This is a genomic window from Pseudomonas sp. NFIX10, from assembly GCF_900111955.1.
GTDB lineage: Bacteria > Pseudomonadota > Gammaproteobacteria > Pseudomonadales > Pseudomonadaceae > Aquipseudomonas > Aquipseudomonas fluorescens_AA.
Window position 1 is genome coordinate 19,504 of sequence record NZ_FOKH01000012.1, and the last position, 19,071, is coordinate 38,574.

The 19,071-nt window shown below is 60.9% G+C and carries 15 protein-coding genes; 2 read left to right on the plus strand and 13 right to left on the minus strand.

Translation table 11 applies throughout. The features are described from left to right. Nucleotides 1-416 precede the first annotated feature (416 nt). Nucleotides 417-758 (plus strand): DUF6124 family protein, encoded by a 342-nt coding sequence (locus BM321_RS13185; RefSeq protein ID WP_092328803.1) that lies wholly within the window; start codon nucleotides 417-419, stop codon nucleotides 756-758. Between the two features lie 126 nt (nucleotides 759-884). On the opposite strand, the gene BM321_RS13190 is transcribed toward BM321_RS13185, so the two are convergent. Next, nucleotides 885-2,033, minus strand: a complete 1,149-nt coding sequence (locus tag BM321_RS13190; RefSeq protein WP_092442800.1) for a PheS-related mystery ligase SrmL — start codon at nucleotides 2,031-2,033, stop codon at nucleotides 885-887. A 431-nt stretch (nucleotides 2,034-2,464) separates the two neighbouring features. On the opposite strand from BM321_RS13190, the gene BM321_RS13195 reads away from it, so the two are divergent. Beyond that, nucleotides 2,465-3,391, plus strand: coding sequence for a CgnE/CgnB domain-containing protein (locus tag BM321_RS13195; RefSeq protein ID WP_092442801.1), 927 nt, complete (start codon nucleotides 2,465-2,467; stop codon nucleotides 3,389-3,391). A gap of 91 nt (nucleotides 3,392-3,482) precedes the next feature. On the opposite strand, the gene mdoH is transcribed toward BM321_RS13195, so the two are convergent. From mdoH to BM321_RS13255, 12 genes are all read right to left on the minus strand, one after another. Further along, nucleotides 3,483-6,053, minus strand: a complete 2,571-nt coding sequence (gene mdoH / locus BM321_RS13200; RefSeq protein WP_092442802.1) for a glucans biosynthesis glucosyltransferase MdoH — start codon at nucleotides 6,051-6,053, stop codon at nucleotides 3,483-3,485. Continuing rightward, nucleotides 6,046-7,818 (minus strand): glucan biosynthesis protein G, encoded by a 1,773-nt coding sequence (locus BM321_RS13205; protein ID WP_092442875.1) that lies wholly within the window; start codon nucleotides 7,816-7,818, stop codon nucleotides 6,046-6,048. The genes mdoH and BM321_RS13205 overlap by 8 nt, the downstream gene beginning before the upstream one ends. Before the next feature lie 320 nt (nucleotides 7,819-8,138). Then, a complete protein-coding gene (gene dtd / locus BM321_RS13210; RefSeq protein WP_092201114.1) occupies nucleotides 8,139-8,576 on the minus strand; it encodes a D-aminoacyl-tRNA deacylase in 438 nt (145 codons plus the stop codon). Further along, nucleotides 8,573-9,544: a prolyl aminopeptidase gene (gene pip / locus BM321_RS13215; protein WP_072407409.1), complete on the minus strand. Its 972-nt coding sequence runs from the start codon at nucleotides 9,542-9,544 to the stop codon at nucleotides 8,573-8,575. The genes dtd and pip overlap by 4 nt, the downstream gene beginning before the upstream one ends. 105 nt (nucleotides 9,545-9,649) lie before the next feature. Beyond that, on the minus strand, nucleotides 9,650-10,561 hold the full coding sequence (locus BM321_RS13220) for an alpha/beta hydrolase (protein WP_256573430.1): 912 nt from the start codon (nucleotides 10,559-10,561) through the stop codon (nucleotides 9,650-9,652). 144 nt (nucleotides 10,562-10,705) lie between these two features. Continuing rightward, nucleotides 10,706-11,653 (minus strand): choline ABC transporter substrate-binding protein, encoded by a 948-nt coding sequence (locus BM321_RS13225; protein WP_092328792.1) that lies wholly within the window; start codon nucleotides 11,651-11,653, stop codon nucleotides 10,706-10,708. A gap of 246 nt (nucleotides 11,654-11,899) precedes the next feature. Further along, a complete protein-coding gene (gene hutG / locus BM321_RS13230; RefSeq protein WP_092328787.1) occupies nucleotides 11,900-12,703 on the minus strand; it encodes an N-formylglutamate deformylase in 804 nt (267 codons plus the stop codon). Between the two features lie 10 nt (nucleotides 12,704-12,713). Beyond that, on the minus strand, nucleotides 12,714-13,916 hold the full coding sequence (hutI, locus tag BM321_RS13235) for an imidazolonepropionase (protein ID WP_092328785.1): 1,203 nt from the start codon (nucleotides 13,914-13,916) through the stop codon (nucleotides 12,714-12,716). A 110-nt stretch (nucleotides 13,917-14,026) separates the two neighbouring features. Next, nucleotides 14,027-15,559: a histidine ammonia-lyase gene (hutH, locus tag BM321_RS13240; protein ID WP_092442804.1), complete on the minus strand. Its 1,533-nt coding sequence runs from the start codon at nucleotides 15,557-15,559 to the stop codon at nucleotides 14,027-14,029. A 128-nt stretch (nucleotides 15,560-15,687) separates the two neighbouring features. After that, nucleotides 15,688-17,211, minus strand: coding sequence for a histidine ammonia-lyase (gene hutH / locus BM321_RS13245; RefSeq protein ID WP_092442805.1), 1,524 nt, complete (start codon nucleotides 17,209-17,211; stop codon nucleotides 15,688-15,690). 170 nt (nucleotides 17,212-17,381) lie between these two features. Further along, nucleotides 17,382-18,212, minus strand: coding sequence for a quaternary amine ABC transporter ATP-binding protein (locus BM321_RS13250; RefSeq protein WP_092442806.1), 831 nt, complete (start codon nucleotides 18,210-18,212; stop codon nucleotides 17,382-17,384). Further along, nucleotides 18,209-19,060, minus strand: a complete 852-nt coding sequence (locus BM321_RS13255) for an ABC transporter permease (protein ID WP_003196893.1) — start codon at nucleotides 19,058-19,060, stop codon at nucleotides 18,209-18,211. The genes BM321_RS13250 and BM321_RS13255 overlap by 4 nt, the downstream gene beginning before the upstream one ends. Nucleotides 19,061-19,071: the final 11 nt, after the last annotated feature.

The window sequence follows — 19,071 nt, forward strand, 5'->3', positions numbered from 1 at the left end:
TCTCAAAAGTGACCCGCCGTAAGGGCGGAACCCTAAGCAGCCGTTACCCAAATAACGGATATACACACAAAAATCCCCACCCCCACAATCCGTCATCCCAAGGCTACGAAGCCTTGCGCCATTGCCTACAACTACGCCAGAATCCGCCGGCTTGTGCGCCTTGGGCCTGGGCTTTAACGTTTGCGGGTCGCTGTCAGTTCAGCGATCGGGTTTAGCAGCCTGGACATCCTAGACGTACGCTCTCCACATGCATGAGCAGGCTTCAACGCTTGCGCATCTATGCCATGGCGGTTGTGCGTGGGAGACCTTCGGGTCTGCCGGGTTCTAGGGTCCCGGTCTGCTAACCCGCGTACAGTCGCCACCATTCTCGTTTAGCAGCGATATCTGGCGGCTCCACTACCCTAGGAGCGTCAACCATGCACAAGGTCACACCCAACCCACCCGAACCAGAAACAGACCCCAAGAAACTCCAGGAAGCCTCTGATCGCGCGCTCGATTACTACCTGAACCCCAAACAGGCCAAATCCGAGAATAAACCGTCGCCAGGCCAGCTCTTCACCATCGTCGACGGCATCGACACCGAAAGCCTGCTGGCCAACCTCAGCGAAACCCTCGCCTCAGCCGATGCCATGGTCAGCGACCTTGCGTTCGACCTGAAAGGCTCACGACGCCATGTTGCCCTCGGCATCCTGCAACTGATCGAACTGAGTGGTTTGTTGGCGAATCGACTGTTGGATAACGTCAACCCGCAGCACTGACCAACATCGCCGCAAAACTCAGGACCACAGATAAAAAACTCGCCCAACAAAAAGCCCCGCGTTCTTTCAAAGGCGGGGCTATTTTGATTTATCTGGGAGACGGAACCAGCACGATTGGCGAGTGCATTAACGTACCGTCAAGTCCATTCGGTATCCTGCCCCCGGAGCGCCTTCGTGCAACGCCGACTGAATCCTTTCATACAAAGCATTGGCCTCCGCAGTCGTTATTGACCGAGAACAATCACGCAGTACGACGCGCAGTAGAACATTCTCCTGATCGGCCAGAAGGCCAAGCCGCTCAATAGCCTGGGGCGGCAATTCAGATGAAACCCAACGTCCTTTGATCTGCATTTCCTCGATCCAGACAGAACAGTCCCCGGCCGCCTGAAGCATCCTCTCCGTCAGCACCTCCTCGCTCAATCCAGGAGACACCGCCACCGAAATATCTCGAGAAATCGAAGGCAAGCGCGAAACGGCGCTCCATGGCCGCAGATCTTGCATTTGAGCCTGCACTCGTTCGTTAGAGTCTCGCAACAAACGGATATCTGGAATGCCCTTGCGTAGCATCGTCAACCGATCCAGGCCCATTCCCAACGCTAGTCCACCATGGCTCCGAGGATCAATTTTTAATCGCCTCAGTAGCGAAGTAGCGATGAGGCCGCATTCGAGTACTTCAACATTGGCGCCGTCGTTCAATACATTCACTTCGATTCCACCCTCGGTGTAGTGATGCGGGCTGTCGCTGTAGACCCAAGGCTTATCGGGTACCGCGGCGCCGAGAATATCGCCGACCAGACGCAACAGATGCTCACGATCCGAAAGTTCTGGATCGCCCAGAACCCAAACATCCATTTGATGCGGTTCGGCGCAATGCCACCTATCCCGACTGTCGCGGCGAAATGTGATGCCCGGAGCGGCGAGCAGGATCATTTCCCCCGTCTTGCGCTCTTGAGCAGCCAGTTGAAGGGCGACGGGAATCTGGCTGGTAGTTTGCGTGCGCAATAGCGAATGTTCGCTCACCCAGCGCGTGTGTTCACTGCCCAAGGTGATCTCTGCCGGGTCATAGCCCAGTAGCCCATAGTTTTCTTCGGCAGACACGATACGCGGGCCAGTCTGAATACGTGCCCGAGGCCAGCCGTTACGAATCAATCCCTCGACAATCTCATCGACCATCAGCCGAACCGCGTGGACGGGTGTATGTGTTTCTGTCAGGTCTGTTACGGACAGCGCCTGCTGGAGAGCTGCATCAGACAAATATTTTTTTGTACCTGCCATTTCCGACCCCTTAGTTTAAAACATCAAACGAACAGCAATAAAACCTATCAACACTAGACCACCCAAACAACGCCAGCGGGTCATTTACTTAAATTTCAGAAAACTGCTACAGACACTTCCCACACAAATAACCTCTTCGCAGCCAACAAACAAAAAACAGCACAATCCATTCTAAAAAACTCAAAAAGACCTATTCCAAACATTAGAAATACTTGGATTAATACAACCTCCCTTGTTCGACAAAGGGATTCCCAATAAAAAGGAGGGTAAACATGGAACAGCAAATAGATACATCAGAAAAACTGAGTCGCATGACCTCTGGCCCTGAAAACTTTGGATGGGCTCCATTGGCTTGGGCCTATACGGAGGACTGACTTCCGCTAACCAGCGGACGGCATTGTAGATGCCGTCCGCCTACCCAGGAGCAATCCATGTCATCCATGACCAGTATCCACACACTTTTTGGAGAGGAAGAATTCTGGGTCATTGCAGACTCACAGGAATTCCTTGATGAATGCAGTCATCAAGGATTAAACACTGCGCACATTCACGAGCTCAGTACTCTTCCTCGAAATAGCATAATTTTCTCGTTCAGCGACAACGCGGCCAGGCTCACGTTGGAGATTGCCAAGGCCACTCCAGTCAAGAAGAGCGTTTTCTGCGCAGCACAGGTCTTCGATCCGTCTTTCAGTAGCGCGAACTACGGTTTACGCTTACTGCTTAACAGCGATTTCAGAAGAGCGTTAGAAAGACAGCGTTTCTTTTTAAACATGCTTAACTCCCATGACTCATTTCTCCTATCAGGCGAAGACACTTTCGGAAAGGTCACACTCAACCGCCAGGCTGAGCCCTACGCTTTGATAGAGGAGGATATTTCAGAGAACTTCATACACTCAGCAGCCGAATTTTTCGAAGTGCACTATGCCCACATGAATATTCATGAACGCTGCCCGTTCTGTTTGAACGGAAAACTTAAGATTTCTGGAATCTTAACGGTATTAAGAAAAACCAACCCACAATTACCCAAGAACATTCGAGCCAGGCTTGCACTGTTATCAGACTCGCTAGCCAAGGCGGGAGGATTTCTGACAGTCGTGGAAAACAAGGTCACGTCTTTACAAGCCGACAACGAGGAGCATATCGAAACATTGAAATTAGCTGCCGGGGCTCGAGGACTCGGACTCACCGAATTCGCCATCGGCGTCAACGAAGAAATAGCAGCCTGCATAGATTACAAGGTGAACTCTCAAATGAATGAGGGCATCAACGGTGTCCACTTGGCTATCGGGGATGGTTCCAGCGGCTTTCACATTGACTTCCTCAGTCCAGACGTCAATGTCACTCCAGTTGTTCAATAACGCTAGTCACTCGAAATCCGGAAGTCCCACGTACAAATCCTTAGGCCAACAAAAAGCCCCGCTTCCTTTCAGAAGCGGGGCTTTTTGCGTATCAGGCCACTTGAGGCTGCACGCTCACCGGCTGTAGCGGTAGCAGCGGTGCATGAGGGTCGGCCTTGACCGACTCACGCCATGCCGCCAGCCACTCGGGGTGCGCCTCGCTCCAGACCTGCTCATGCAGGCGAGACAAGGCCACCGGGTCGCTCAGCAGGGCCAGCCGCTCGGCATTGCTGAGACCGGCAGGGCCGACTTTCAGGGCGTGACGAACGCGTTCGACCCGCAGCCATTCGATCGGCTCGGCCTTGCCGTGACGCGAGGTCGCCAGCGCATACGCCAAGGCGTTCTGCTGTGGATCGACCACCGCCCGGATGAAACCGTCGTTCAGTGCATGCCAACGGTTCTCATGGGTGTACTGGTCAGTCGACAGCAGCTCCTGCGGCGGTGCGTATTCCTCAGGGATCAGGAACAGGCTTTCATCACGGGACTTCAAGCCCAGGCCCACGCGGCTGGAGATCACCGACACCGGGATCGACAGCATCAGCGAACCCACGATCGGCACCAGCCACCAAAGGAAGCTCGGGTTCAACCAGATCACCAGCAAGGCCCAGAAGAAGCCCAGCAAAGTCTGCGGGCCGTGGCGCTTGACCGCTTCGCTCCATGGCGTGGAGTCATCGTCCCGCTTGGGCGAGTTCCAGGTCGCGGCCCAGCCCAGGAAAGCGGCGAGCACGAAGCGGGTGTGGAAGATCATCCGCACCGGCGCCAGCAACATGGAGAACAGCATCTCCAGCAGCATGGACAACGTCACCTTGAACTTGCCACCGAACGCCTTCGCCCCTTTCGCCCATATCAGCACGATGCTCAAGAGCTTGGGCAGGAACAGCAGCACGATGGTCGTCGAGAACAGGGCGATGGCCTTCTCCGGATGCCATTGCGGCCACAACGGATAAAGCTGGCGTGGCTCGAGGAAGTACTGCGGCTCCATCAATGTGTTCACCGCCAGCAGCGCGGTGGACAGCACCAGGAAGAAGAACCACAGCGGCGCCGACAGGTAGGACATCACGCCGGTCAGGAACACCGCACGGTGCACCGGGTGCATGCCCTTGACCAGGAACAGCCGGAAGTTCATCAGGTTGCCGTGGCACCAGCGACGGTCACGCTTGAGTTCGTCCAGCAGGTTCGGTGGCAGTTCTTCGTAGCTGCCCGGCAGGTCATAGGCAATCCACACGCCCCAGCCGGCACGACGCATCAACGCGGCTTCGACGAAGTCGTGGGACAGGATCGCGCCGGAGAACGCGCCTTTACCCGGCAACGGCGCCAAGGCGCAGTGATCGATGAACGGCTTCATGCGGATGATCGCGTTGTGCCCCCAATAATGGGATTCGCCCAACTGCCAGAAGTGCAGACCGGCAGTGAACAACGGACCATACACCCGGGTGGCGAACTGCTGCATGCGCGCATACAGCGTGTCCATGCCCGAGGCCCGCGGCGCGGTCTGGATGATGCCGGCGTCCGGCGTGGCTTCCATCAGCCGGACCAGGCTGGTCAGGCATTCGCCGCTCATCACCGAGTCCGCGTCGAGCACGACCATGTACTTGTAGTCGCTGCCCCAACGACGGCAGAAGTCGTCGAGGTTGCCGCTCTTGCGTTTCACGCGACGGCGACGACGGCGGTAGAAAATCTTGCCGAAGCCCCCGGTTTCACGGCAGACATCCAGCCAGGCCTGCTGTTCGGCCACGCAGATATCGGTTTCGTTACTGTCGCTGAGCACGAAGAAGTCGAAGTGATCCAGGTCGCCGGTGGCGGCCACCGACTCGAAGGTCGCGCGCAAACCGGCGAATACCCGCGGCACGTCTTCGTTGCAGATCGGCATCACCAGCGCAGTGCGGGCGTCCTTGGGAATGGGCTCGTTGCCAGCGCTGGCGCCGGAGATGCGGTACTTGTCATGGCCGGTGAGCAATTCGAGAAAGCCCATCAGCGCCGTCCAGAAACCCGCCGACACCCAGCAGAACAGGATCCCGAACAGAATCAGGATGCTGGTCTGCAACGCATACGGCAGCACTTGCGTGGCCGTCTGCAGCAGCGGTTGGTGCAAGACTTCGTCCAGATCCACCAGCGACCAGCCCTGGTACGGCATGATGCCTTTCATGTACCAACCGGCAACGATGGTCTGGCCGAGCATCAGGATCAGCAGGATGTAGCGGCGGATCGACCCCACGGTACGCCAGCGCGCATGAGGCAGCACGCGCTCATCCTTGGGCGGCTTCGGCGGGTTGGTACGCCCGGTCAGGCGCCGCCAACCGCGCACCAGGATATTGGTGCGCCACGGTTCCGGCACGACCTTGGTGCGGCGAATCGGCGGCGTCGCCTTCAAGCACACCCGGCCGTTGGCATCGAGGGCCAGCATTTCGGCGTCCTCGAGTTCCTCGGCAGTGCTCAGCGTCAGGCGACGGCCCACCGAGGCTTGCGCCGCCTCGTTGGGCGCGTCGAATGTCGAAGAAGCCAGGCGCTTGTGCAATTCGCTGAATGACGTGCAGCCCGCCAGCTCGGCGCGCTGCTCGTCGGTCATCGGCAAATGGGCCAGATACTCACTCAGAGATTCTGGTTGTACGGACGTATTACTCATCGGCAGGCAACTGGTAGCTCCAGGTCTCGGTCAGGACTTGCTCAGTCTGCTCCGGTTCCTGTGGGGTTGGGGTCGGCTCGGCAGCGGCGGCGGACGACTTGACGGCCTTGGCCTCTTTCGGCTCGCCGGCCTGCTCGTTGGCTTGCTCTTTTTCGCTCTGCTGCTTGGCGACCTTGTCGGCCTTGGCCAGCGTGGTCACGGAATGCGTGGTGGCTGGCAGCTCGACAGGGACAAGCGGCCTGACCAATGCGGCACGCATCTCGGTCGCTTTGCTCGGGTCCTTGATCTTCAGGCGCAGCGTCAGGCGCCAGCCCTTGGTTTCAGGGTTGTAGCGCACGCTGTTCTCGACGATCTCGGCGTTGTCGCCAACGCTCACCTGGCTACGCACCTCGGCCTCTTCAGGCAGCGCTTGCAGGGACGGCCCTTCGAAATCCACCAGGTAAGCCACGCTGCCGTCCGGTTGACGGATCAGGTTGGACTGCTTCACGTCACCGGTCGAACGCAGGGTCTGCTTGACCCAGGCGCTGTCTGGCGAGTGCAGGTTGGCTTCGTCGAGGGTCCAGTGCAGACGGTAGGCGAAGTCCAGCGGCTGGCCTGGCTCGGGCAGCTTTTCCGGGCTCCAGAACGCAACGATGTTGTCGTTGGTTTCGTCGGCGGTCGGGATTTCAACCAGATCGACAGTCCCTTTGCCCCAGTCGCCTTTCGGTTCGATCCAGGCGCTTGGACGTTTTTCGTAACGGTCATCCAGGTCTTCGTAGTGGCTGAAGTCACGACCACGTTGCAGCAGGCCGAAACCACGCGGGTTTTCTACCGAGAAGTTGCTCACGGCCAGGTGTTTCGGGTTGTTCAGCGGACGCCAGATCCACTCGCCGTTGCCGGCATGGATGGACAGGCCGCTGGAATCGTGGAGTTCACGACGGTAGTTCAGCACCTTGGAAGGCTGGTTGGCGCCGAACAGGAACATGCTGGTCAACGGGGCGATGCCCAGCTTGTTGACACGATCACGCAGGAACACCCGTGATTTCACGTCGACAACGGTGTCGGTGCCCGGACGCACGATCAGGCGATAGGCGCCAGTGGCCCGTGGCGAATCCAGCAGGGCGAAGATCACCAGGTGCTTGTCGGTCGGTTTCGGACGCTGGATCCAGAACTCGCGAAAGCGTGGGAACTCCTCACCGGACGGCAGCGCGGTGTCGATGGCCATGCCACGAGCGGACAAGCCGTAGACCTGGCCCTTGCCGATGACGCGGAAATAACTCGCGCCCAGCATGGTCATGATTTCGTCTTGCTTGTCGGCCTTGTTGATCGGGTACAACACGCGGAAGCCGGCGTAGCCCAGCTGTTCGGTGGCCTTGGGATCGAACTTCACGTCGCCGAAATCGAAACGCGTCGGGTCGTACTTGATCTCGTCGACGGTGGTCGCGGTGATTTCGTTGATCTTCACCGGTGTGTCGAAATGCATGCCCTGGTGATAGAAGGACAGCCGGAACGGGGTCTTCTGGTCGGCCCATTCAGCTTTTTCGGTGCGGAAACGAATTTTCTGATAATCGGCGAATTTCATTTCGCGGAATTCGTTCGGCAAATTGCTGCGCGGGGCTTCGAACTTCTGCCCGGCCAATTCTTGTGCCTTCGCCGATACATCATCCAGGCTGAATGCCCACAGTTGGCCCGCGCCGAACAGGCACAACAGGGCCGAGCCCGTTACCAGGGCGCTTCTCAACCGTTTGGCCGTCATTTTTGGTGCATTACAGGGACTAACAATCACGAGCAACCCTCGCCGAAAACTGATCAAAAAACCAACGGCCAGATAAAGTATCTGCACGGTAACGGCGCTGAAAAACCGCTCCTGCTGACCACTCTTGCCAAGTTGGCGAGCATTGTTCCGACTCCGACGGGGCAAAATGATTCCCCAAACGGTCCAGGACAACTCTCTACCTAAGTCAAATGGACCAGCGAACGCTGATCCCCCGTAGCGCGCGATTATCTAGTAGCCCGCGTGACAACGCATCAGGGGTAGCAAAGTATTTATCGAGAAAACTCACCGCTTTACCTCGAAACAGAACCGAAAAGATGTTTCTAACGCTTTCAGGACTGTAGCAGGAAGGTTACCGGGCCATCATTGACCAGATGAACCTGCATGTCGGCGCCGAATCTACCCGATGCCACAGTGCCATGCACCTGTTTCGCCTGACTCAGCAAATAGTTGAACAATTCTTCGCCCAGGGCCGGAGGCGCAGCCGTGGAAAAACTCGGGCGCAGACCGCTCTTGGTGTCCGCCGCCAAGGTGAATTGCGACACCAGCAGCAACCCACCACCGACATCCGCCAAGGACAGGTTCATCTTGCCCTCGGCGTCGCTGAACACTCGATAGTTAAGCAGCTTGTGCAGGAGTTTGTCGGCGCTGGCCCGGGTGTCCCCGGGCTCGACAGCCACCAGCACCAGCAAGCCCTGGTCCACGGCCCCGACGATCTCGCCTGCCACCTCGACCCGGGCGCCGCGCACCCGTTGCAACAGCCCCTTCATGCTTCTTCGGGCGGCAAGTCGAGCAGGCGCCGGGCCATCTGCGCGGCGGCGCGCACCAACGCGTCGGTAATCCCCGGCTCCGAGGCGGCGTGGCCGGCGTCGCGGATCACCTGCAGTTCGCTGTTGGGCCAGTTCTGATGCAGCTCCCAGGCATTGTCCAATGGGCAGATGACGTCGTAGCGGCCGTGCACGATGACGCCTGGCAGATGGGCGATCTTACCCATGTCGCGAATCAACTGGTTGGGCTCGAGGAAAGCGTTGTTGGTGAAGTAGTGACATTCGATCCGGGCGATCGACAGCGCCCGCTGCGGCTCGGAAAAGCGATCGACCACCAGCGGGTTCGGACGCAGGGTGGCGGTACGACCTTCCCAGGTAGACCAGGCCTTGGCCGCGTGCATCTGGGCGATCTGGTCGTTGCCGGTCAGGCGCTTGTGGAAAGCGCTGAGCAGGTCGTCACGCTCGTCCAACGGGATCGGTGCGATGTAGTCCTGCCAGTAGTCGGGAAACAGGCGACTGGCGCCGGCCTGATAGAACCACTCGATTTCCTGCGGACGGCAGAGAAAGATCCCACGCAAGATCAGGCCATGCACCCGCTCCGGATGGGTCTGGGCGTACGCCAGGGCCAGGGTCGACCCCCAGGAACCGCCGAACAGCACCCATTTGTCGATACCCAGGTGCTTGCGGATACGCTCCAGGTCTTCGACCAGATCCCAGGTGGTGTTGTTTTCCAGGCTGGCGTGGGGGGTGGACCGACCGCAACCGCGCTGGTCGAAGGTGACGATGCGGTACAGGTTCGGATCGAAGTAGCGACGGCTCTGCGCATCGCAGCCGGCACCCGGGCCGCCGTGAATGAACACCACTGGCAGGCCTTCTGGGGAACCGCTTTCATCGACATAGAGCGTGTGGGTGTCATCGACAGCCAGATCGTGCCGGGCATGGGGTTTGATCTGCGGGTACAAAGTCTGCATTGCGCGCTCCGTAAGGGGTCGAGTCATCCCTGTAGGGACTTCTATTTAGTCTGCCGTCCGGCATCATAAACCCGAATGACCTTAATGAGCATGTCCCCTGCGCAGTCAAAGCATGTCAGCCAGGTACGCCAGCAGCGCGCGATACATCCGATCGACCTCCGGCACCTGGCCCCGGCCACGCAGGCAACCGTGGACCAGCCCGTTGCCGACATACAGCACGGCGTCCCTCCCTGCGGCGTTCAGCCGCTCGCAATAAAGGATGCCGTCGTCGCGCAGTGGATCCCATTGCGCGACGGCAACCAGCGCCGGCGGCAAGCCGTCCAGGTTGTCGGCGAGTAACGGCATGGCATAAGGCGAGGGACGAGCGCCACCCAGGTACAGCGCCTCATAGCGCTCCAGGTCGCGACTGCTCAGGAGCGGGGCATCGAAGCACTCGTGACGCGAGGGCAGATCCGCGGGGCCACCGAGCGCCGGATAAATCAAGACCTGGGCCCGGGGCAACGGTTGCCCGGCATCGCGCAAGGCCAGGCATAACGCGGCGGCGAGATTGCCGCCGGCGCTGTCACCGAGCACCAGCCGACGACGGGGGTCGATGGCAAACGGGGCGTCCGCCAAGTGGCGCCACACCGCGAGGCAATCGTCGAAACCGGCCGGAAACGGATGCTCCGGGGCCAGCCGGTAATCCACCGCCACCACCAACGCGCCCAGCTCAGCGGCCAGCTCCATGCAGATGAAGTCATGGGAATCCAGGTCCCCCACGACCCAGCCGCCACCGTGCAGGTAAAGCATGCATGGCCAGCCGGCGAGCGGTGCCGCACATTGCGGGTAATAGGCCCGCACCACCACGCCGGCCAGTTCGAAATCCTCGATGGCCAGCGTCGGCGGGCAAGGCGCAGTGAACGCCCGGCACATCTGGCTGTAGGCCTGGCGCGAACCGACGAGGCTGTCGTCCGCGCTGGTGAAGCTCAGGGTTTTGTCGATGAAGGCTGACATTGCCTGGGAGAGTGGGTAGGTCATCGTGGTGTGGCTCGAAGGCTTTTGTGGCGAGGGAGCTTGCTCCCGCTGGGTGGCGCAGCCGCCCCAAGAATCTTGTGAGCGCTGCGCACTCAAGCGGGAGCAAGCTCCCTCGCCACAGGGGTTATCAGTGCCCGGAAAACTGCCTCAGTTCTTGAGACTGGCCTGCACCGCCGCCACGCCATCCTTGCCATCGAAGCTCGTGACACCCGCCAGCCAGCGCTGAAGATCCTCGGGGTGCTCGCGCAGCCACTGGCGGGCGACGTCCTGGGGTGTCTTGCGCTCCATGATCGGCACCATCAACTGACTCTCCTGGGCAGCGGTGAAGGTGAGGTTTTCCAACAGCCGGCTCACATTCGGGCAACGCTGGGCGTAGTCCGGCGCGGTCACGGTGGACACGGTCGCGGCGCCTTCGTTCGGACCATAGACGTCCTCGCTGCCGGTCAGGTACGTGATGTTCATGTTGATGTTCATCGGGTGCGGGGTCCAGCCGACGAAGACCACGAACTCCTTGCGGTTCACCGCCCGCTGTACCGCCGCCAACATGCCTGCTTCACCGGATTCGATCAGCTTGAAGTCCTTGAGGCCGAAGTGGTTGGTCTCGATCATGGTCTTGATGGTGGTGTTGGCGCCGCTGCCCGGCTCGATGCCGTAGATCTTGCCGCCAAGCTGATCCTTGAACCGGGCGATGTCGGCAAAGGTCTTGAGCCCCGCCGCCGCCACGTAATCCGGTACGGCCAATGTGGCCTGGGCGTCGGCCAGGCTTGGTTTGTCCAGTACCTTCACCTGGTTGGCCGCCAGGAACGGGGCGATGTTCTTGTCCATCGCCGGCTTCCAATACCCCAGGAAGATGTCGAGCCGCTTGTCGCGGATGCCGGCGAAGATGATCTGTTGCACGGCACTGGTCTGCTTGCTGTCGTAGCCCAGGCCGGTGAGCAGTACATCGGCCATGCCGCTGGTGGCGATCACATCGGTCCAGTTGACCACGCCCATGCGCACGGTCTGGCAGGACGCAGGCTCGGCGGCCATCGCCCCGGTGCTGAGTAGAACGGTACCGCAGAGGAACGACAGACAGCGTTTGAACAGTCTTTTCATCGCGAGGGTCTCGTGCGGCAGCGGATTATTGTAGGGCGGTGTCTTGGCGCACCATGACCGGAACATTACGCAGCGTCGAGGGGGTCAAGATGAACTGTGGCGACTCGGTTTTGCACGGTGGCGACAGGTAGGGAGGCATGAAATGCTTTTGTGGCGAGGGAGCTTGCTCCCGCTGGGCTGCGCAGCGGCCCGCAAAATTTCACGAGCGCTACGCACTCGAGCGGGAGCAAGCTCCCTCGCCACAGGTCAGTGTTTGTAAACCTGCTGTCCCCACGCCAGGAAACCTTCCAGCAATTCCTTGAGCACCACCTGGGTCGGCGCCGCCAGATCCGGGCGGTAGTTGAACGGTTCGAATTCTTCCATGTAGGTACTCTGGCACAGTTCCAGTTGCACCGCGTGGATGTCTTCGGCCGGGTTGCCGTAGTGCCGCGTGATGTGTCCGCCCTTGAAACGCCCGTTGAGCACATGGGTGAACTGGCCGTGGCGGGCGCAGATGGCTTCGAGCTGGCTGGCCAGGGTCGGGTCGCAACTGGCACCGTTGAACGTACCGAGGTTGAAGTCCGGCAGCTTGCCGTCGAACAGGTGCGGGATCACCGAACGGATCGAGTGGGCGTCGAACAGCAAGGCGTAGCCGAACTCGGCCTTGAGCCGCACCAGTTCCTGCCGCAGCGCTTGGTGGTACGGCATCCAGACCTGCTGCAGATACGTCGCCCGTTCCTCGGCCGACGGTTCCAGCCCTTCGCGAAACAACGGCACGCCATCGAACAGCGTCGCCGGGTACAAACCGGTGGTGGCGCCGACGTACATCGGTTTGTCATCGGAGGGGCGATTCAGGTCGACGACGAACCGTGAATACTCGGCGGCCAGGATGCTGGCGCCCAGCTCATTGGCGAACTCATAGAGCTTGGGAATGTGCCAGTCGGTGTCCGGCAGGCTCTGGGCTTCGGGAATCAACCCGGCCTTTACCGCCGGGGTCAGGCGCAGGCCGGCGTGGGGCATGCTGACCAACAGCGGCACGCGCCCTTGCTTGAAATTCAGGACCTTCTCCACAACATTCTCCTCAATCGATTTCAACGCCGTGACGCACGACGCGTTTTTCCAGATCGCCACCGAGCCAGTACGCCAGGTCGGCCGGGCGGTCGATGTGCCAGGCGACAAAATCCGCGACCTTGCCGACTTCCAGCGAACCGTGGGTGGCGGCCATCCCCAAGGCCTGGGCCGCATGAATCGTCGCCCCTGCCAGGGCTTCTTCCGGGGTCATGCGGAAACAGGTGCAGGCCATGTTCAACATCAAGCGCAGCGACAGCGCCGGCGAGGTGCCGGGATTGAGGTCGCTGGCCACGGCGATTTTCACCCCGTGCTTGCGCAGGGCATCCATGGGCGGCAGTTGGGTTTCCCGCAGGAAATAAAACGCCCCCGGTAGCAACACCGCCACGGTGCCGGAAGCGGCCATGGCCTTGGCGTCGTCCTCGGTCATGAACTCCAGGTGATCCGCCGACAGCGCCTGGTAACGCGCCGCCAGGCTGGAACCGTGCAGAGACGACAATTGTTCGGCGTGCAGCTTCACCGGCAACCCTAATTGTTGCGCGGTGATAAACACCCGCTCGACCTGCGCCGGGGAAAACGCCAGGTATTCGCAAAAGGCATCCACCGCGTCCACCAGCCCCTCGGCCGCCAGAGCCGGCAGCATCTCGGTGCAGATGTGTTCGATGTAGTCATCGGCGCGATCCTTGTACTCCGGTGGCAAGGCGTGGGCCGCCAGGCACGTACTGCGCACACTGACCGGCAATGCGTCACCGAGGCGACGGATGACCCGCAGGATTTTGCGTTCACTGGCCAGGTCCAGGCCGTAGCCGGACTTGATTTCCACCGTGGTCACGCCATCGCGCATCAGGCTTTTCAGGCGTCTGGCGGCGCTGGCGAACAGTTCGTCTTCACTGGCGGCGCGGGTGGCGCGCACGGTACTGGCGATGCCACCGCCAGCCGCCGCGATTTCGGCGTAGCTGACGCCTTGCAGGCGCTGTTCGAACTCACCGCTGCGGTTGCCGCCAAATACCGTGTGGGTGTGGCAGTCGATCAACCCCGGCGTGACCCAGGCGCCCTTGAGGTCGGTGACCGCCGGGTAGTCCCCCGTCGGCAATTCGGCACGCGGGCCGATCCATTGAATGTGCTCGCCCTGGGTGACGATGGCGGCGTCTTCGATGATCGAGTAGACGCCCTGGGCCATGGTGGCGGCGTGGCAGTTTTGCCAGAGGGTTTTCATCCCGGTTTCCTCGTCGCGTTCAAAATCGAATCGCGAGCAAGCTCGCTCCCACAAGGATTTCCGATGCACTCAAAACCCCTGTGGGAGCGAGCTTGCTCGCGATGAGGCCCTTACAGGCTCGGCAACAACTGCACCGTGACCAATTCGTTCAGGCACCGACTCGCCAGCAACTCACTGGCGGCATTGATGTCCGGCGCAAAGAAGCGATCCTTTTCATAAAACGGCACTTGTGCACGCAACAGACCACGGGCCCGCTCCAGTTTGGCGGAGGTCTTCAAACCGCCGCGCAGGTCCAGCCCCTGGCATGCCGCGAGCCATTCCACCGCCAGAATCCCACGGGTGTTCTCGGCCATTTCCCACAGGCGCTTGCCGGCGGCCGGGGCCATGGAGACGTGGTCTTCCTGGTTGGCCGAGGTCGGCAGGCTGTCCACCGAATGGGGGTGGGACAGCGCCTTGTTTTCACTGGCCAGGGCCGCCGCGGTGACCTGGGCGATCATGAAGCCTGAGTTCACCCCGCCATTGGCCACCAGGAACGGCGGCAACTGCGACATGTGCTTGTCCATCATCAACGAAATCCGCCGTTCGCTCAGGGAGCCGATTTCGGCAATCGCCAAGGCCATGTTGTCGGCGGCCATCGCCACCGGTTCGGCGTGGAAGTTGCCCCCGGAAATCACGTCACCCTCGGCGGCGAACACCAGCGGGTTATCCGACACGGCGTTCGCTTCGATCACCAGCACTTCGGCGGCCTGGCGGAACTGGGTCAGGCAGGCGCCCATCACTTGCGGTTGGCAACGCAGGGAGTACGGGTCCTGGACCTTGTCGCAGTTCTGGTGCGAGTCGGAGACTTCGCTGCGCTCGCCCAGCAGGTCACGGTAAGCGGCGGCAGCATCGATCTGGCCTTTCTGGCCGCGAGCGGCATGGATGCGCGCATCGAATGGCGAACGCGAGCCAAGCACCGCTTCCACCGTCAGGCTGCCCAGGGCCAGGGCACCGGCAAACAGGTCTTCGCCTTCGAACAGGCCACGCAGGGCAAACGCAGTGGAGACCTGGGTGCCGTTGAGCAGCGCCAGGCCTTCCTTGGCGGCCAGGGTCAGCGGCGCGAGACCGGCGACTTTCAGCGCCTCGACGGCCGGCAGCCATTCGCCCTTGTAGCGGGCCTTGCCTTCACCCAGCAGCACCAGGGACATGTGGGCCAGCGGCGCCAGGTCACCGGACGCACCGACCGAACCTTTAAGCGGAATGTGCGGGTAGACCTCGGCATTGATCAGCGCAATCAGCGCATCGATCACCTGCCGACGGATGCCGGAAAAGCCCCGGCTCAGGCTGTTGACCTTGAGCACCATGACCAAGCGCACCAGCGCATCGCTGATCGGCTCGCCCACGCCGGCGGCATGGGACAGCACCAGGGAGCGTTGCAGGTTTTCCAGGTCCTCGCTGGCGATGCGGGTCGAGGCCAGCAAGCCAAAACCGGTGTTGATGCCGTAGGCGGTGCGGTTCTCGGCCAGGATCTGCTCGACGCAGGCGACGCTGGCCTCGATCTGCGCCGACGCACTGGCGTCGAGGCTCAAGGTCACCGGTTGCTGATAGATGTCACGCAATTGAGCCAGGCTCAATTGGCCGGGAATCAGGTTTAAGGCAGTCATGTATTGCTCCTTTTGAGAGTTTTGTTTTTTCACCCGCCAGTCGCTCCGGAATGTTCCGTTATCCGTCACCTTCGCTTTGGGCGAGGCCTTGTGGGCAATGGGTGTCTTGGCACGCTGGCGTTTTTCGATCAATTCAAATCAGGTAAAGCGTTGTGCAGCACAAAGGGATCCTTGAGCAACCCGGCGGCACTGGCGATGTCCGGCGCCAGCCAGCGGTCCTGGTCGTAAGCCGGCACGCGCTCGCGCAACAGTTTCCAGGCGATGTCGGTGCCGGCGCCGAAACGCTGGGCCTTGAGAAACTCAAAAGCCTGGGCTGCCAGCAGGTACTCGATGGCGAGGATCTGCGTGCAGTTTTCCAGCGCCCGGTGCAGCTTCAGGGCGGCGTTGGTGCCCATGCTCAGGTGGTCTTCCTGCAAACCGGAGGTGACGAAATTGTCCAGCACCGCCGGTTGCGCCAGTTGCTTGTTCTCCGCGCACAGCGACGCGGCGACGTATTGCACGATCATCATCCCCGAGTTCACACCGGGATTGGCCACCAGGAACGCTGGCAGGCCACTGACGTGGGGGTTGATCAGGCGGTCGAGGCGACGCTCGGCGATGGAGCCGATTTCGGCCATGGCAATCGCCAGCAAGTCCGCCGCCAAGGCCACCGATTGGCCGTGGGGGTTGGCCTGGGACATGACCCGGAAGTTTTCCGGCGTACCCAGCAACAGCGGGTTATCGGTGACCGCGTTGAGTTCGGTTTCGATCTGGTGCCGGGCGTGGACCAATTGATCGCGAGCCGCACCGTGCACCTGGGGGATCGAGCGGATGCTCAAGGCATCCTGGGTGCGAATGCCCAGGCTCGCGGCGATGATCTCGCTGCCGTCGAGCAAGGCCCGCAAATTGCTCCCGACCTGCTGCATGCCCGGGTGCGGCTTGAGGGCGATGATCTCGGCATCGAACGCGGCTATCTGGCCGCGCTGGGCCTCGAAGCTCATGGCGCCGATCACATCGGCCCATTGCACCAGCCGCGTCGCATCGGCCAGGGCCAGGCAACTGAGGCCGGTCATGCACGGCGTGCCGTTGACCAGGCACAAACCGTCCTTGGCCCCCAGTTGCACCGGTTGCAAACCCTCGGCGGCCAAGGCCTGTTGCGCCGGGACTATTTGTCCGCGATAGCTGACCTGACCAACGCCCAGCAGCGCGATGCCGATGTGGGCCATGTGGGTCAGGTAGCCCACCGAACCCTGGGACGGCACTTGCGGCGTGATACCGCGATTGAGCAACGCCAGCAACGCCTCGACCACCCGGCGATGGATGCCGGACTTGCCCTGGCTGTAGTTGAGGATGGCGGCGCAGAGGATCGCCCGAGTCTGTTCATCCGTCAGCGGCGCGCCGACGCCACAGGCATGGCTGAGCAGGGTGTTGCGTGACAGTTGGCTGAGTTGTTCGTCCTTGAGCGAGACATTGCACAAGGCCCCCAGGCCGGTATTGACGCCGTAGGCGCGCTCGCCGCTTTCGACGATGCGCTGGACGATGGCCTGGGCATTGTCGATCCGCGCCCAGGTCTGGGCCGACAGCTCGAGCTCGGCACCGAAGCGGGCGACGGCGACGACGTCCTGCCAGCGCAACGGAGCGCCGGTGATTACGATTTTTTCAGCCTGGGACATCCTCAACCTCGTCTGTACAACTTGAATATTGATGCAGCTGGGCCGGCCCTATCGCGAGCAAGCTCGCTCCCACAGGGATTTCCTTTGGACACAAAATGTGCGGGTAAAAGAGATCCCATTGTGGGAGCGAGCTTGCTCGCGATGAGGCCAGCCCTGCCACCACAAACCCTTCAAACCACCGCGGCCCTGCGCTGCACAAACCGATCGACATACTCATCTGCCGGCGAATGCAGGATCTCCCGGGGCGTGCCGACCTGGATCAGCTTGCCGTCCTTGAGGATCGCAATGCGGTTGCCGATGCGCACGGCCTCGTCGAGGTCGTGGGTGATGAAAACGATGGTCTTGTGCAGGGTCTTCTGCAGCTCCAGCAACTGGTCCTGCATTTCCGCGCGGATCAGCGGGTCGAGGGCGCTGAAGGCTTCGTCCATCAGGATGATGTCGGTGTCCGCCGCCAAGGCCCGGGCCAGGCCAACGCGCTGGCGCATGCCACCGGAGAGCTGGTGCGGGTATTTGTTCTCGTAACCCTTCAGGCCCACGGTGTCGATCCAGTGCAGCGCCCGCTCGGCGCACACCTGCTTGCTCTCGCCGCGCACTTTCAAGCCATAGGCGACGTTGTCCAGCACGCTCTTGTGGGGCAGCAGGCCGAAGCTCTGGAACACCATGCTGATCTTGTGCCGGCGAAATTCGCGCAGGGCGTCCATGTCCAGTTTCAGGATGTCTTCGCCGTCCACCAGGATCGCGCCACTGGTGGGGTCGATCAGCCGGTTGAAATGGCGCACCAGGGTGGACTTGCCAGAACCGGACAGGCCCATGATCACGAAGATCTCGCCGGTGCCAATGCTCAGCGACAAGTCGTTCACGCCGACCACGCAACCGGTCTCGGCCAACACCTGGTCCTTGGTCTTGTTCTGGTGGATCAGCGCCAGGGCTTCCTTGGAGCGACTGCCGAAAATCTTGAAGACGTTCTTGACTTCGATCTTGCTGATGGCTGCGTTGCTCATTTGCTCACCTCATGCCGAGGACGACCATAGGCCTGGGTAATGCGGTCGATGACCACGGCGAGAATCACGATGGCCAACCCGGCTTCCAGGCCACGGCCGACGTTGAGGGTCTGGATACCCACCAGCACGTCTTCGCCCAGGCCACGGGCACCGATCATCGAGGCGATGACCACCATCGACAGGGCCATCATGGTGGTCTGGTTGATCCCCGCCATGATGCTTGGCAGGGCCAGGGGCAGTTGTACGCCGAACAGCTGCTGCCAGCGGTTGGCGCCGAAGGCGTTGATGGCTTCCATCACTTCGCCGTCCACCTGGCGGATGCCCAGGTCGGTCAGGCGGATCAATGGCGGCGCGGCATAGATCACCGTGGCGAAAATCGCCGGGACCTTGCCCAGGCCGAACAGCATCAATACCGGAATCAGGTACACGAAGCTCGGCATGGTCTGCATGATGTCCAGCAACGGCATCAGCACCGAACGCAGGCGGTTGCTGCGTGCCGAAAGAATGCCCAGGGGAATGCCGATCAACACCGAGATCAGCGTCGCCACCAGCATCAGGGCGAGGGTCTGCATCAGCTTGTCCCACAGGCCTACCGCACCCACCAGGAACAACAGGCCGACGATGACTGCCGTGGCCACGACCTTGCGGGTGGCGTGCCAGGCAATGCCGCCGACGATGGCCAGCATCAGCCACCAGGGCGCCATGCGCAACAGGCCTTCGAGGTTGACGATGGCCCACAGCAGGGTGTCGGAGATGTGCCGGAACACATCGCCATAGTTGGTCACCAGGGAGTCGACCCAACCGTTGACCCAATCGGCGATGGAGAAGGTAAAGCTTTCGGGAAACATAAGAGACTCTC